This is a genomic window from Paraburkholderia sp. DD10 (genome assembly GCF_049177125.1).
Lineage (GTDB): Bacteria > Pseudomonadota > Gammaproteobacteria > Burkholderiales > Burkholderiaceae > Paraburkholderia > Paraburkholderia terricola.
In genome coordinates this window covers 199,632-214,122 of sequence record NZ_CP185393.1, presented here as the reverse complement: position 1 = coordinate 214,122, position 14,491 = coordinate 199,632, and the positions used below count along the sequence as shown (strand labels likewise).

General features: G+C 64.8%; 11 protein-coding genes and 1 tRNA gene. 6 read left to right on the top strand and 6 right to left on the bottom strand.

Features of this window, described 5'->3' with window-relative positions; all coding sequences use genetic code 11:
• Positions 1-550 precede the first annotated feature (550 nt).
• From ACOCG7_RS16300 to ACOCG7_RS16290, 3 genes are all read right to left on the bottom strand, one after another.
• A tRNA-Ser gene (locus tag ACOCG7_RS16300) sits at positions 551-640 on the bottom strand.
• A gap of 174 nt (positions 641-814) precedes the next feature.
• Complete coding sequence (serS, locus tag ACOCG7_RS16295; protein ID WP_073430780.1) at positions 815-2,110, bottom strand: serine--tRNA ligase; 1,296 nt, start codon at positions 2,108-2,110, stop codon at positions 815-817.
• Between the two features lie 146 nt (positions 2,111-2,256).
• Positions 2,257-3,570, bottom strand: coding sequence for a replication-associated recombination protein A (locus tag ACOCG7_RS16290; RefSeq protein ID WP_073430781.1), 1,314 nt, complete (start codon positions 3,568-3,570; stop codon positions 2,257-2,259).
• 300 nt (positions 3,571-3,870) lie between these two features.
• Here ACOCG7_RS16290 and cytX point away from each other — a divergent pair, with 300 nt between their 5' ends.
• Positions 3,871-5,187: a putative hydroxymethylpyrimidine transporter CytX gene (gene cytX, locus ACOCG7_RS16285; protein ID WP_114162028.1), complete on the top strand. Its 1,317-nt coding sequence runs from the start codon at positions 3,871-3,873 to the stop codon at positions 5,185-5,187.
• Positions 5,188-5,266: 79 nt separating this feature from the next.
• Here the strand turns inward: cytX and speB are convergent, their stop codons facing one another.
• Entirely contained in the window at positions 5,267-6,256 is a 990-nt protein-coding gene (gene speB / locus ACOCG7_RS16280; protein ID WP_073430783.1) for an agmatinase, read from the bottom strand.
• Between the two features lie 158 nt (positions 6,257-6,414).
• Here speB and ACOCG7_RS16275 point away from each other — a divergent pair, with 158 nt between their 5' ends.
• Positions 6,415-7,335, top strand: coding sequence for a LysR family transcriptional regulator (locus ACOCG7_RS16275; RefSeq protein ID WP_114162027.1), 921 nt, complete (start codon positions 6,415-6,417; stop codon positions 7,333-7,335).
• Positions 7,336-7,344: 9 nt separating this feature from the next.
• On the opposite strand, the gene lolA is transcribed toward ACOCG7_RS16275, so the two are convergent.
• Both lolA and ACOCG7_RS16265 read right to left on the bottom strand, forming a co-directional pair.
• Complete coding sequence (lolA, locus tag ACOCG7_RS16270) at positions 7,345-8,088, bottom strand: outer membrane lipoprotein chaperone LolA (protein WP_114162026.1); 744 nt, start codon at positions 8,086-8,088, stop codon at positions 7,345-7,347.
• A 256-nt stretch (positions 8,089-8,344) separates the two neighbouring features.
• Positions 8,345-10,660 carry a DNA translocase FtsK gene (locus tag ACOCG7_RS16265; RefSeq protein WP_073430786.1) on the bottom strand — a complete coding sequence of 772 codons (2,316 nt, stop codon included), beginning with the start codon at positions 10,658-10,660 and terminating at the stop codon, positions 8,345-8,347.
• A 394-nt stretch (positions 10,661-11,054) separates the two neighbouring features.
• Between ACOCG7_RS16265 and trxB the strand changes: the two genes are divergently transcribed.
• The 4 genes from trxB (at position 11,055) to ACOCG7_RS16245 (ending at position 14,428) form a co-directional block, all read left to right on the top strand.
• Positions 11,055-12,053, top strand: a complete 999-nt coding sequence (gene trxB / locus ACOCG7_RS16260; RefSeq protein ID WP_114162025.1) for a thioredoxin-disulfide reductase — start codon at positions 11,055-11,057, stop codon at positions 12,051-12,053.
• A 174-nt stretch (positions 12,054-12,227) separates the two neighbouring features.
• Positions 12,228-12,986, top strand: a complete 759-nt coding sequence (locus ACOCG7_RS16255; RefSeq protein ID WP_073430788.1) for a Smr/MutS family protein — start codon at positions 12,228-12,230, stop codon at positions 12,984-12,986.
• Between the two features lie 13 nt (positions 12,987-12,999).
• On the top strand, positions 13,000-13,620 hold the full coding sequence (locus ACOCG7_RS16250; RefSeq protein ID WP_114163426.1) for a trimeric intracellular cation channel family protein: 621 nt from the start codon (positions 13,000-13,002) through the stop codon (positions 13,618-13,620).
• 148 nt (positions 13,621-13,768) lie between these two features.
• On the top strand, positions 13,769-14,428 hold the full coding sequence (locus ACOCG7_RS16245; protein WP_114163425.1) for a glutathione S-transferase family protein: 660 nt from the start codon (positions 13,769-13,771) through the stop codon (positions 14,426-14,428).
• Positions 14,429-14,491: the final 63 nt, after the last annotated feature.

The window sequence follows — 14,491 nt, the reverse complement described above, 5'->3', positions numbered from 1 at the left end:
CGCTGCGACGGTATGGATACCTTGCCGCCATTGCCACTGACTAGCAGAAAGCTATCACTAGCATTGGCGATAACGCGCTGTGAGGCATCGGATTTTTGATCCCATTGGACGGCGTCGTTCCAGTTTCGACGAAGCCATCACGGCTAGCTCGCTCTAGCTGGAACAACATTCTTCAGCGAGCGTTTTTCACAAACTGCGTGGCGTTACCACTTGCAACTGCCACCAACCATTACGCTCGTATTGGCCAAGAATGCGGTCTTTTGATTTTTCTTGTTGTTGGTGTAGACCATGGAGGACACGAGAAGCACCTTGCCATTTCGTCGGCATTCAACCAACCGCATCTCGTTGCGCGCACTGTTCGATTCGCTCGACGCCTTGCAGATGAATCCACCCCGAGTGCAGGTGCGAACACGACTATGGGCGGACCTATCACTGCCCCGCCTTGGTCTTCAGATCATGCGTTTGATAGATGGCGTTTGATAGATGAAATGTGAGCCAAAAAACAAGAACCCCGCGAGTCTTTCGACTTCGCGGGGTTCTTGATGAATTCTGGCGGAAAGGGTGAGATTCGAACTCACGGTACCCCTAAAGGTACACCGGATTTCGAGTCCGGCGCATTCGACCACTCTGCCACCTTTCCGGGTCTTCCAACTCGACAACAACGGGGCTGTTTCGTCAGATCCAAGCGGGTCGTCGCTTGGGAGAAAAAGATTATAAAACAGCCCAATCCGATTTCCAAGCCCCTCGCTTAAAAAATTTCAACGAGGCCAAGCAACCCAACGCGACCACAGCCACGCGCCAGCCAGTGGATCAATCAGCCCGCCGTCGCTTCCAGCCGTTCGAGACCACCGAGGTAAGGCCGCAGCGCCGCCGGCACCGTCACCGAGCCATCGGCGTTCTGGAAGTTCTCCAGCACCGCGACGAGCGTGCGGCCCACGGCAAGACCCGATCCGTTCAGCGTATGAACCAGCTCCGGCTTGCCCTGCGCATTGCGATAGCGCGCCTGCATCCGGCGCGCCTGGAACGACTCGGTATTCGAGCAACTGGAAATCTCGCGATACGTGTTTTGCGCCGGCACCCAGACCTCGAGGTCATAGGTCTTGGCCGCCGAGAAACCCATGTCGCCCGTACACAGCGTAATCACGCGGTATGGCAGTTCGAGCTTCTGCAGGATCGCCTCGGCATGACCGACCATCTGCTCCAGCGCGTCATACGACGCTTCCGGCGCGACGATCTGCACCATCTCGACCTTGTCGAACTGATGCTGACGGATCAGCCCGCGCGTGTCGCGGCCATACGAGCCCGCTTCCGAGCGGAAGCACGGCGAATGCGCGGTGAGCTTGATCGGCAGCGCGTCCGTTTCGACGATGCTGTCGCGCACGGTGTTGGTCAGCGAGATTTCCGACGTCGAGATCAGGTACTGCGTGACCGTGTTCTCGTCGCCGCCCTTCTCGACGCGGAACATGTCGTCGGCGAATTTCGGCAGTTGGCCGGTGCCGTACAGAATCTCGGGATTCACGATGTACGGCGTGTAAATCTCGGTGTAGCCGTGCTGCTGCGTATGCGTGTCGATCATGAACTGCGCGAGCGCGCGATGCAGCCGCGCGATCTGTCCGCGCAACAACGTGAAACGCGCACCGGAGAGCTTGGCGCCGGTCTCGAAGTCGAGCCCGAGCGGCGCGCCCACGTCGACGTGATCCTTCACGTCAAAATCGAACTGGCGCGGCGTGCCCCAGCGGCGCACTTCCACATTCCCGGTTTCGTCGTCGCCCACAGGCACGCTTTCGTGCGGCAGGTTCGGCACGCCGAGCAGCAGATCGGACAAGCGCTTCTGGATATCGTCGAGTCTCGCCGCCGAGGCCTTCATCTCGTCGCCGATTCCGCTCACTTCGGCCATCACCGCCGAAGTGTCCTCGCCCCGCCCTTTCATCGCGCCGATCTGTTTCGACAGGCTGTTGCGGCGCGCCTGCATCTCTTCGGTACGGGTTTGGGTGTCGCGGCGTTCCGCTTCGAGCGCGGTGAACGCCGCCACGTCGAGGGTATAGCCGCGGTCGGCGAGGCGCCTGGCAACGCCGTCGAGGTCTTTGCGCAGCAACTGGATGTCGAGCATGGAATGGGGCGGGTGTTCGTTGTATGAAGCTGGGATTTTAGCGCACCGGCGCGGGCGGCCGGTGCGTTAGATGGTCGAGGCGGGCGGAATGCCGACATGGCATGCGCCGCGGCGACACGGCAGACGCCGCAACGAACCGGTCCGGCTCAACCCTTCTTCGGCTTGTTCTCGCTGCGCCACTGCGCGTCGAGTTCCGCGAGACGCGCCATCTTGTCGGCGATCTTGCCTTCGAGACCGCGCGGCGTCGGCTCGTACCAATGCGGGTCGCGCATGTTGTCCGGCAGATAAGTCTCGCCGGCCGCATACGCGTCGGGTTCGTCGTGCGCGTAGCGGTATTCGTGGCCGTAGCCGAGTTCCTTCATCAGCTTGGTCGGCGCGTTGCGCAGATGCACGGGCACGCCGCGCGACTGGTCCTTGCCGACGAAACGGCGCGCTTCGTTGTACGCGTTGTACCCGGCGTTCGACTTCGGCGCGACCGCCAGATAGATGATCGCCTGCGCCAGCGCCAGCTCGCCCTCGGGCGTGCCGAGGCGTTCGTAGGTTTCGGCGGCGTCGAGCGCGATGCGGGCCGCGCGCGGGTCGGCGAGACCGATGTCCTCCCACGCCATGCGCACGATGCGCCGCGCGAGATAGCGCGGGTCCGCGCCGCCGTCGAGCATGCGGCAGAACCAGTACAGCGCGCCGTCGGGACTGCTGCCCCGCACCGATTTATGCAGCGCGCTGATCTGGTCGTAGAACGCGTCGCCGCCCTTGTCGAAGCGGCGCAGATTCTCCGCGAGCGCGCTGCCGAGCAACGCGCCGTCGATTTCCGTGGTTTTCTGCTGCGAGGCCGCGCGCGCGACGATCTCCAGGTTGTTCAGCAGCTTGCGGCCGTCGCCGTCGGCGGAACCGATCAACGCGTCGCGTGCTTCGTCGGTGAACGTGAGGCCGCCGAGTTCCTGCTGCGCGCGATCGAGCAGTTCGCGCTGCTCGTCGTCGTTCAGGCTCTTCAGCACGTAGACCGCGGCGCGCGAGAGCAACGCGCTATTCACCTCGAACGACGGATTCTCGGTCGTCGCGCCGACGAACACGAACAGCCCCGACTCGACGTGCGGCAAGAACGCGTCCTGCTGGCTCTTGTTGAAGCGATGCACTTCGTCGACGAACACCAGCGTCTGGTGCCCGTTCGCGCGATGGATCTGCGCGGTCTCGACGGCTTCGCGAATATCCTTCACGCCCGACAGCACCGCGGAGAGCGCGATGAACTCGGCGTGAAACGCGTCGGCCATCAGGCGCGCGAGCGTGGTCTTGCCGACGCCGGGCGGACCCCAGAGGATCATCGAGTGCGCCTCGCCGGATTCGAACGCGACCCGCAGCGGCTTGTTCGGGCCGAGCAGGTGCTTCTGGCCGATCACTTCGTCGATATTGCGGGGCCGCAGGCGTTCGGCGAGCGGCACATTGCTACGGGTTTCTTCAAACATGACGTTTTGGGGATAATCTCGGCTTTTGCGGACGCGGTCCGTATGAAGGCGGCGTGCTGCCGGATGAACAAAGCCGGCACGCGAAGGCGCGGGCCACGTCCTGCATTATGACAGTGACCGAGGCCCGGCGATGAGCGGCCCGGCGTGGCGGAGCGATCCGCGCGGCGAAGCCGGAAACGCAACGCCGCGTGACGGCGCCAATCAGCGCGCAACGCAGCAGACGCATGCGCGGCCAACATTGCACGCGAATCGACAGCGACACGCAGCGTCGCCGACAACATCGACAGGAACACTACCCAGATGGCACAAGACCCACTCGCCGGCGACGCCGGTTCCACCTACGCACCGCTCACGCCGGTGCCCGACGCCCGCCGCGCGTTTCGCACCGGCGACGCGTTCGCGCTGTGGTTCTCGCTCGGCATCGGCCTGCTGGTCGCGCAAGCGGGCGCGCTGCTCGTGCCGGGCCTGTCGCTGCCGCATGCGTTGCTCGCGATCGTGATCGGCAGCGCGATCGGCGTCGTGCTGCTGGCCCTGGCCGGCGTGATCGGCACGGACACCGGGCTCGCGGCGATGTCGTCGCTGCGGCCCACGCTCGGCGTGCGCGGCGCGTCGGTGCCGGCGGTGCTGAACGCGGTGCAACTGGTCGGCTGGGGCTCGTTCGAAGTGATCGTGATGCGCGATTCCGCCGACGCGCTCGCGAGGCAGTCGTTCGGCCTCTCGATGCCGCTGATCTGGACGGTGATCTTCGGCTTGCTCGCCACGCTGCTCGCGATCAGCGGCCCGCTCTCGTTCGTGCGGCGCTTTCTGCGCACCTGGGGCATCTGGCTGCTGCTGGCGGGCGCCGCGTGGCTCACGTGGAACCTGCTCGCCAAACACGATCTGGCCGCGCTGATGCGCCGCCCCGGCACCGGCGAGATGCCGTTCGGCGGCGCGATCGACCTCGTGGTGGCGATGCCGCTGTCGTGGCTGCCGCTGATCGCCGACTACACGCGCTTCGGCCGACGCCCTGGCGAAACCTTCCGCGGCACGCTGCTCGGCTACGGCATCGCGAACATCTGGTTCTACGCGCTCGGCGCGATCTACGGCCTCGCGGCGGGCGGCGGCGACACGCTGTTGACGAGCGCGCTGGCTCAAGCCGGCGGCGGCCTCGCGCTGCTGCTGATCCTGATCGACGAGGTCGACAACGCCTTCGCCGACATTCACTCCGCGGCGGTCTCGACCGGCACCTTCTGGACGCGCGGCAGCGTGCCGTTGCTGTCGGCGGCATTCGGTGCGCTCTGCACGCTGATCGCGTTGATGGTGCCGATGGCGAAGTATCAGAACTTCCTGCTGCTGATCGGCTCGGTGTTCGCGCCGCTGTTCGGCGTGGTGCTGGTGGATCACTTCATCGTGCGCAAGCGCCGCATCGAGGCCGCCGCACTCGCCGACGTGCGCGGCCGTTATGGCTTCTCCGGCGGCTGGCATCTGAGCGCGTTCATCGCGTGGGCGATCGGCATCGCCGCGTATCAGGCGATCAATCAATGGCTGCCGAATCTCGGCGCGACGCTGCCCGCGCTGGTGATCGGCGCGGTGTGTTATCTGGTGTTCGTGTCGACGCGCAAGACTGCATACGCGTGAGTTTCAACATCCGCGCGATGGATGGAAATGGCCCGCATTCGCGGGCCATTACGCCAATACAACTCAGGAGCGCATCAGCCTAACGCGTGGCCGCCCGATATTCGACGCCCGGCAACACGCACAGCAATTCGAACGCGAGATTCGCACCGAGCAACGCGGTCGTGCCGAACGGATCATACGGCGGCGCGACTTCAACCAGATCGCAGCCGACGATGTTCAGTCCGTGCGAGCCGCGAATGATTTCCAGCGCTTGCGGCACCGTCAAACCGGCGATTTCCGGCGTACCCGTACCCGGCGCAAACGCCGGATCGATCCCGTCGATGTCGAACGTGATGTACACCGGCGCGTCGCCCATCCTTTCGCGCACGCGCGCCATCAGCGGCGCGAGCGACTGGTTCCAGCACGCCTCGGCCTGCACGACCTCGAAGCCCTGATCGCGGCACCAATCGAAATCGTCGGCCGCGTAACCCGTACCGCGCAAACCGATCTGCACGACGCGCTCGCAATCGAGCAAGCCCTCTTCCACCGCGCGGCGAAACGGCGTGCCGTGCGCGATCTTCTCGCCCATCATCGTGTCGTTGACGTCGGCGTGCGCGTCGACGTGAATCAGCCCGACCTTGCCGTGCTTGCGATGAATCGCGCGCAGGATCGGCAGCGCGATGGTGTGGTCGCCGCCCAGCGTGATCGGCTTGCAATCGTGCTGGAGGATCTCGTCGTAGGCGGTTTCAATGCGCGCGATCGAATCGTGCAGGTTGTACGGGTTGATCGCGACGTCGCCGAGATCGGCCACCCGCAGCGAATCGAACGGCGCGGCGCGCGTGGCCATGTTGTACGGGCGCAGCAGCACCGATTCGCTGCGGATCTGGCGCGGCCCGAAGCGCGCGCCGGTGCGGTTCGACGTGCCGAGATCGAACGGCACGCCGACGAAGCAGGCGTCGAAACCCGCGGCCGAGCCGACGTTCGGCAACCGCATCATCGTCGCAATGCCGCCGCAGCGGGGCATCGCGTTACCGGACAGCGGTTGCGGCCGTTCGCCGGCTTCGGGGGAAATGAAGGAAGAGGGTTTCATCGTGGCTCGGCAATGAAAAGGCGCACAGGCGGATGCGTGCGGACCGGCGCAAGGGTCAGCATTTTGCCGGATGAGCCTTGATTCTTGAGCAGTTTCCCGGAACGTCAAATGTGAACAGAATAAAGTTCACATCGATTCCGAGCGATGTATCCTCAAGCATGTTTTCTCAACTCACCGATCTTGATCTGCGGCTGATCCGCGTGTTTCTCGCCATCGTCGACGCCGGCGGCGTCTCGCCGGCGCAGGCCACGCTCAATATCGGCCAGTCGACCATCAGCACGCAGCTTGCGACGCTGGAAACGCGCCTCGGCTATCGCCTCTGCGCGCGCGGCCGCGGCGGCTTCAGCCTGACGGCGCGCGGCGAGCAGTTCGTCGACGCCGCTCGCGCCCTGCTGTCGGCCGTCGATACCTTCGGCATGCAGGTCCGCAACGTCGGCCGCAAACTGGTGGGCACGCTCGATATCGGCATGATCGGCCACACGCCGGTATCGGCGAGCGCGCGCATCAGCGACGCGATCGGCCGGTTCCGCGCGCGCGATCAGTCGGTGCGTTTTTCGATTCTGGTGCGCTCGCCGGGCGAGCTGGAAGAGTTGCTGCTCAATGGCCGGATTCAGATCGGCATCGGCTATTTCTGGCATCGCGTGCCGTCGCTCGACTACACCGAAGTGTTCGCGGAGGACCAGTTCGCCTATTGCGCGAAAGGGCATCCGCTGTTCGCTTCAGCCGGCGAAGTGTCGCCCGATGAAGCCGCAGCGCATGAATGGGCGTGGCGCAGTTATCCGCTGCCCGAAGCGGAGAACTCGACCACGCCGCCCAACGTGACCGCCGTCGCGGACAACATGGAAGCGGTCGCGATGCTCGTGCTGTCCGGGCATCATCTCGGCTATTTGCCGGGGCATTTCGCGGCGCCGTTCGTCGAGCAAGGACTGCTCGCCGCGTTGAACCCGGCGCGGATGCGCTACCGCGTCGTGTTCCATATGGTCACGCGGGCGCGGCAGCACCGAACGGAGATCGTCGAGGCGTTCATCGACGATATGAAGGCCGCACATGCGGCCAAACTTCCGAAAGCGAACGAGTAGCGCGTTCGCTTAACCGTTGATCACATCCGCGCCCTTCGGCACCGTGAACTTGAACGCATCGGCCGGCAACGGCGGGTTCTTCTGAATGTTCGAGAACGTCAGCAGCGTCACGTTGCCGAACACGTCGTGCAGTTCCATCGCTTCGAGATTGCCGTCCTTGAAGCCGATGCCCACGCGCTGAAACTGCGTGTCTTTCGCCTTCGGCGTCAATTCCAGCCAGTCGATGCCGGCTTTCACGCCCGCATCGTGCAGCGTGAAGTTCTTCTCCAGATCGTTGCTGCCGAACAGGATCGCCGCCGGGCTCGCGCCGAGCGCGCCGCCCAAGCTGCGCACCGTGACCTGATTCAGATCCTTGTCGTACACGTAGAGCTTGTCGCCGTCCGCTTGCAGCAGTTGCGCATAAGGCTTCTCGTATTGCCAGATGAATTTGCCCGGCCGCGCGAACGTGAAGGTGCCGCTCGACGTGCCGCGCTTGCCGCTACCCGCGGTGGACAGCACGCCGCTTGCGGCGCTGGCGCCTTGCGCCTTGCCTGGCGCCCGCACTTCCTGCTGCACGAACGTGCCTCGCGCCGAGTGGACTTGCGCGACGAATGCCTTCAGTTGCTCGGTGCCGCCAGCGAATGCCTGCGACGCGACCAGCATCGACGCGCCGATCGCCACGCTGCCGATGCGACGCGCGATGGTCCCCGCAAGCTGGCCGAAACGGCTGGATTCAGCACGCTGTCGAGCGTGCCGCTGCGTGAATAGCTGCATGTTGTGTTCTCCCTTGATTGAATTCGTTGAGCGGTCGCGGCGGCCGGCGAATAAACCAGCGGCTGCGGGACCGTGGCGGCTGTGCGTGCCGCGAGGTCGAGAGCGCTGCCCGCGACCTTGCCGTATCAGCTTAGTCGCCGAGGCTTAAACGGGGCTTATTGGGGCCATGCGATGCGATGCTGCGGTGGATGGGACGCACCGGTCATGCGCGCATGCGCAACTTGCGCCGCCATCCAGGCGGACCAGGCCACGCGCCCTACTCCGCTTCGCGCGCCGGCGCGAGAATCTCGCGATTGCCGTTCGACGACATCGCCGACACCACGCCCGAGTTCTCCATCTGCTCGAGCAAACGGGCCGCGCGGTTGTAGCCGATGCGCAAATGCCGCTGCACCAGCGAGATCGAAGCGCGGCGGTTCTTCAGCACCACGTCGACCGCCTGATCGTATAAGGGATCCGATTCGCCGTCGCCGGACCCGGCTCCGCCTGCACCCGCCGATCCTTCGTCGCCCTCGCCCGTCACGCCGCCTTCGAGAATGCCCTCGATGTAGTTCGGCTCCCCCTGTTCCTTGAGCTTGTCCACCACGCGGTGCACTTCCTCGTCGGATACGAACGCGCCGTGCACCCGCACCGGCAGGCCGCTGCCCGGCGGCAGATACAGCATGTCGCCCATGCCGAGCAGCGATTCCGCGCCCTGCTGGTCGAGAATCGTGCGCGAGTCGATTTTCGACGACACCTGGAACGCCATCCGCGTCGGCACATTGGCCTTGATCAGCCCGGTAATCACGTCGACCGACGGACGCTGCGTGGCCAGAATCAGATGGATGCCGGCCGCACGCGCCTTCTGCGCGATTCGCGCGATCAGTTCCTCGACCTTCTTGCCGACCACCATCATCAGGTCGGCCAGTTCGTCGATCACGACGACGATGTGCGGCAGGCGCGTGAGCGGTTCCGGCTCGTCCGGCGTGAGGCTGAACGGATTCGGCAGCTTTTCGTCGCGCTTGGCCGCTTCGTCGATCTTGTTGTTGTAGCCGGCGAGATTGCGCACGCCGAGCTTGCTCATCAGCTTGTAGCGGCGCTCCATTTCGGCGACCGCCCAGTTCAGCGCGTGACCGGCCTGGCGCATGTCGGTCACCACCGGACACAGCAGATGCGGAATGCCTTCGTAGACGCTCATTTCGAGCATCTTCGGGTCGATCAGGATCATGCGGACCTGGTCGGCGCTCGCCTTGTAGAGCAGCGAAAGGATCATTGCGTTGATACCCACCGACTTGCCCGAGCCGGTCGTACCGGCCACCAGCAAGTGCGGCATTTTCGCGAGGTCGGCGCACACCGGCTTGCCGCCGATGTCCTTGCCGAGGCCCATGGTGAGCGGCGAGGCGGCGTCCGCGTAGACCGCCGAGCCGAGAATCTCCGAGAGGCTCACGGTTTGCCGGCGCTGATTCGGCAACTCCAGCGCCATGTAATTCTTGCCTGGAATGGTTTCGACCACGCGGATCGACACGAGCGACAGCGACCGCGCAAGGTCCTTGGCCAGATTGACGATCTGGCTGCCCTTCACGCCGGTGGCCGGCTCGATTTCATAACGCGTGACGACCGGACCGGGATAGGCGGCCACCACGCTCACTTCGACGCCGAAGTCCTTGAGCTTTTTCTCGATCAGACGCGATGTGAATTCCAGCGTATCCGCCGAGATGCTTTCCTGCGCGACGGGCGCGGGATCGAGCAGCGAGATCGGCGGCAACGTGGAGTCGCCGGGCAGATCGGTGAAGAGCGGCACTTGCCGTTCTTTCTCGACGCGCTCGGATTTGGCCGGCGAAACGACCGGCGGCACGATCATGACCGGTTCGTGCTCCTCGATCCGCACACGGCCCTTCTCGACCTTGCCTTCGCGCTTGACGGCGGCCGCCTCGCCCAGCTTGCGGTCGCGGCCGGCCTCGCGGCGCAGCTTGGCGAACGTCACCGCGGAGATGATCGATTCGCCGACCTTCTCCGACACCGACAGCCACGAAAAACGGAAATACAGCGACAAGCCGATGCCGAGCACGATCAACAGCGCCAGGGTGCCGCCCGTGAAGCCGAGCGCATGCGACACGCCGCGCGCGACCGCCTCGCCGATCACGCCGCCCGGCGCGCGCGGCAACTGCACTTTCAGCGACCACATGCGCAGCGCCTCGATGCCGTCGCAGGCCAGCAGCACGAGCATGAACGCGAACGCGTCCGCGAGCCAGCTGGCGTCGCGCGGCGCGTCTTCGTCAAGATCCTCGTGACGGGTGATGCGCTTGTAGTTGGCGGAGATATGACGGCCGAGCAGCACGATCCACCAGTAGGCGGACAGGCCGAACAGCAGCAGCAGGATGTCGGACGTCCACGCACCGACGCGGCCCGCCCAGTTGGCGATGTGGTCGACTTGCGCGGCGTGCGTCCAGCTCGGGTCGCGCCTGCTGTAACTGACGAGCGCCATCAGCAGGAACACGCCGAGCGCCACCTGCAGGATCCAGCGGATTTCGGTGAAAAGGCGCGACATGCGGTGCGGCAATGCCTGCGCGCTCGCGGAATAGGGAGCTTTTGCCATTGATCCTGTTGCGTGTGTGGCCCGAGTGTTGCCGCGTTCCGGCGTGGCGCCCGGCTTGGTGCCTGGCTGATTGCCCGGCTCATTTCCCCGCCTGAGTCGCGGCCGAAGCCTCGCCCGGCGCGGCTTCGGGCCCGATCCCGGCGACCGGGAAGTTCGATCCGGCCTATTGTAAACGCAGTGTCGGACGCGAGGCTGTAAATGACGGTAACTTGGCCGATTGGCCACGCAAAAGCGCGCCGCACCCGCAGGCGACGCTATCGCCGCGATCAGAAAGCTTCATGAAGCAGGCCGGCGCCCCGCCCTTTATAATGCCGCACTGACACCCATCTACAGTTTCAGCCCAAGTCGCGCGGCCTCGCATGGGCGAGCCGGGCGCCGTATAAGGATTTCGATCATGCCCGCTACTTCCACGAAACACGCCAAGGTTCTGATTCTCGGTTCCGGCCCCGCCGGCTATACGGCGGCGGTCTACGCGGCGCGCGCCAATCTCGCGCCGGTGCTCGTCACGGGTCTCGCCCAAGGCGGCCAGCTGATGACCACGACCGACGTCGAAAACTGGCCTGCCGACGCCAACGGCGTGCAAGGCCCGGAACTGATGACGCGCTTTCTGGAGCATGCCGAGCGCTTCAACACCGAAATCATTTTCGACCACATCCACACGGCAAAACTGGATGAAAAACCGATCCGCCTGATCGGCGATTCGGGCGAATACACGTGCGACTCGCTGATCATCTCGACCGGCGCATCGGCGCAATACCTCGGCCTGCCGTCCGAGGAGGCATTCATGGGCAAGGGCGTGTCGGCCTGCGCCACCTGCGACGGCTTCTTCTACAAGCAACAACACGTGGCCGTGGTCGGCGGCGGCAATACCGCGGTCGAGGAAGCGCTGTACCTGTCGGGCATCGCGAAGAAGGTGACCGTGATCCATCGCCGCGACAAGTTCCGCGCCGAGCCGATCCTGATCGACCGGCTGCTCGCGAAGGAAAAGGAAGGCGTCGTCGAGATCAAGTGGAACCATACGCTCGATGAAGTCACCGGCGATCAATCGGGCGTGACCGGCGTGCGCATCAAGCACACGCAAAGCGGCGAAACCACCAATATTGCTTTGCAGGGTCTGTTCGTCGCGATCGGCCACAAGCCGAACACGGATATCTTCGAAGGCCAGTTGGAGATGAAGAACGGCTACATCATCACCAAGGGCGGCCTGAACGGTTTTGCCACCGCCACCAGCGTGCCGGGCGTGTTCGCGGCGGGCGACGTGCAGGACCACGTGTACCGTCAGGCGATCACCAGCGCGGGCACGGGCTGTATGGCCGCGCTCGATGCGCAACGCTATCTGGAGAGCATCGAGGAAATCGGCGAGCACGTGATGAGCGCGGAAGCCGAGCGTTGATCCAGGATGGCAAGCCGTACCGCCGTCAACAACGCTGCTTCGTATTAGGCGCAACGGTAAAATAGCGGCTGGGCGTGAGCCCGGCCGCCTGCATGAGCGAAGGCCGCGGCTGAGAAGCCGGCGGCCTTTTTTGCGCCCCGCGATCGACCTACTTTTCTGCGTGTATTAGCCGATATGCCGAAGAATCAGCCTCACCCTAACGAGCCGAAACGCGTGCGAGCCGTCGCCAGGCCCGCGCCGGAACCGGCCGCGGCCGTGGACAAACCGAAGCCTGAACCGGCGGCGGGTCTCGCCGGCCTCGGCGCGCTGCGCGATGCGTTAAAGGTCGATGCGCAACGACGCGAGCGCGAACGGGCGGCGGCGGCAGCCGCGCAGCGCGAGGCGTCGGCGGACGCCGATCTGTTTCGCCGCGAGATCGGCGCGGTCGCGCCGCTCGCGGTCCCGCCGCGCGCCACTTTGCCGCGCAATCCTCCGCCGCCGCTGCCCGTGCAGACCAGGCTCGACGAAGAAGCCGTGCTGCACGAAGCGATCTCCGACGAGTTCGATCCCGAGATACTGCTCGAAACCGACGAGACGCTGTCCTATTGCCGTCCGGGCGTGAGTCAGGAAGTCGTGCGAAAACTGCGGCGCGGCGACTGGATCGTGCAGGCGCAAATCGATCTGCACGGCATGCGGCGCGAGGAAGCACGCGAGGCGCTGGCCGAGTTCATTCGCGAATCCGTGAAGCGCGGCTTGCGCTGTTTGCGTGTGATCCACGGCAAGGGTTTGGGGTCGATCGGCAAGGAGCCGGTGTTGAAGGGCAAGGTGCGCGCGTGGCTCGTGCAGAAGTCCGAGGTCATCGCGTTCTGTCAGGCGCGTCCGCACGACGGCGGCGCCGGCGCGGTGGTCGTGCTGCTGCAGCCGGGCGCGATGCCCGCTCAGACCAAGCCCTGACGGAGTCGCGGTGATCCATCCCAGGTTGACGCTGGCGCTGACCATCATGGAAGCGCTGGCTATTTTCGCGTATGCCATTTCCGGCTTCATCGAAGCACGAACCCGCCGGCTCGACGCGGTGGGCACGTTCCTCGTGGCGATCGCCACGGCCTTCGGCGGCGGCACGTTGCGCGACGTGCTGCTGGAGCGGCGGCCGTTCTATTGGGTCGAGCATCAAGGGTATCTGATCGCGATTTTCGTGATGTCGCTGTTTGCGCCGGCGATTCTTAAGATGACCTCGCGGCTGATCTCCGAACGGGTTCTGCTGGTGGCCGACGCGATCGGGCTGGGCTTGTTCAGTATCGCCGGCACCTCGATCGCGCACGACGCGCAGATGCCATGGTTCACCTCCGTGTTGATGGGCGTGTTGACCGGCGTTTTCGGCGGCGTGATCCGCGACGTGCTGTGCAATGAGGTGCCGCTGATCTTGCGCGACTCGCGGCCGTATGCGACCTGCGCCTTCGTGGGATGCTGGCTGTACGTGCTGCTGGATTATCTGAACGTCGACACGGTGTATAGCGTGCTGGGCGCCACTGCTTTCATTCTGCTGGCGAGGCTGGTGACGTTCAGGTTCGACGTTCGTTTGCCGCACTAGCCGCGAACGCAAACCGCGAACGCAAACAACGGCATCGGGTGAATTTTCACGGCTGTCGATTTCCGCCACCGCCGTTCGTCGTGAGGTAAACGGCCCTAGCGCCGTCGTTGCGCCACAGCGCGCTCAGCAACCGCCCCAGGTGATCACGATGCCCCTCAAGCTCTACGCCCATCCCTTCTCCTCTTACTGCCAGAAGGTCCTCACCGCGCTCTACGAAAACGGCACGCCGTTCGAACTGCGCCTACTTGCTCACGACGACCCGCAAGTCATGGCCGAATTCGCCGCGCTGTGGCCGATCAAGCGTTTTCCGCTGCTGGTCGACGGCAGCCGCACGGTGATTGAGGCCAGCATCATCATCGAGTATCTCGGCTTGTACCATCCCGGGCCGGTGCCGCTTCTGCCCGCCGATGCCCGGGCCGCGCTGGAAGTGCGCGGCATGGACCGCTTCTTCGACAACTACATCTCCACGCCGCAACAAAGAATCGTCTACGACAGCCTGCGGCCCGAGCCGGAGCGCGACCCGCGCGCCGTCGCCGAAGCACGCGCAATGCTCGACACCGCCTACGGCTGGCTCGACAACGTGATGGCGGAGCGCGAATGGGCCGCCGGCGACACCTTCAGCCTCGCCGATTGCGGCGCCGCACCGTTCCTGTTCTACGCCGACTGGACGCACCGCATCGGCCCGGCTTTCAGGCACGTGCTCGCCTACCGGAAGCGGCTGCTGGCGCGACCGTCGTTCGCCCGCGCGGTGGACGAGGCGCGCCCCTATCGGCCGCTTTTCCCGCTCGGCGCACCCGACCGGGATTGAGCGCGGCGCGGCGGCTATGCGACAACAATATTTCCAACCTATACACTTCACTCCGCAAGCCAC

Bases quoted from the DNA above. Each gene is read 5' to 3' on its own strand.
- serS (WP_073430780.1), bottom strand. From the start codon at position 2,110: ATGCTCGACATCCAGTTGCTGCGCAAAGACCTCGACGGCGTTGCCAGG.
- ACOCG7_RS16290 (WP_073430781.1), bottom strand. From the start codon at position 3,570: ATGTTTGAAGAAACCCGTAGCAATGTGCCGCTCGCCGAACGCCTGCGG.
- cytX (WP_114162028.1), top strand. From the start codon at position 3,871: ATGGCACAAGACCCACTCGCCGGCGACGCCGGTTCCACCTACGCACCG.
- speB (WP_073430783.1), bottom strand. From the start codon at position 6,256: ATGAAACCCTCTTCCTTCATTTCCCCCGAAGCCGGCGAACGGCCGCAA.
- ACOCG7_RS16275 (WP_114162027.1), top strand. From the start codon at position 6,415: ATGTTTTCTCAACTCACCGATCTTGATCTGCGGCTGATCCGCGTGTTT.
- lolA (WP_114162026.1), bottom strand. From the start codon at position 8,088: ATGCAGCTATTCACGCAGCGGCACGCTCGACAGCGTGCTGAATCCAGC.
- ACOCG7_RS16265 (WP_073430786.1), bottom strand. From the start codon at position 10,660: ATGGCAAAAGCTCCCTATTCCGCGAGCGCGCAGGCATTGCCGCACCGC.
- trxB (WP_114162025.1), top strand. From the start codon at position 11,055: ATGCCCGCTACTTCCACGAAACACGCCAAGGTTCTGATTCTCGGTTCC.
- ACOCG7_RS16255 (WP_073430788.1), top strand. From the start codon at position 12,228: ATGCCGAAGAATCAGCCTCACCCTAACGAGCCGAAACGCGTGCGAGCC.
- ACOCG7_RS16245 (WP_114163425.1), top strand. From the start codon at position 13,769: ATGCCCCTCAAGCTCTACGCCCATCCCTTCTCCTCTTACTGCCAGAAG.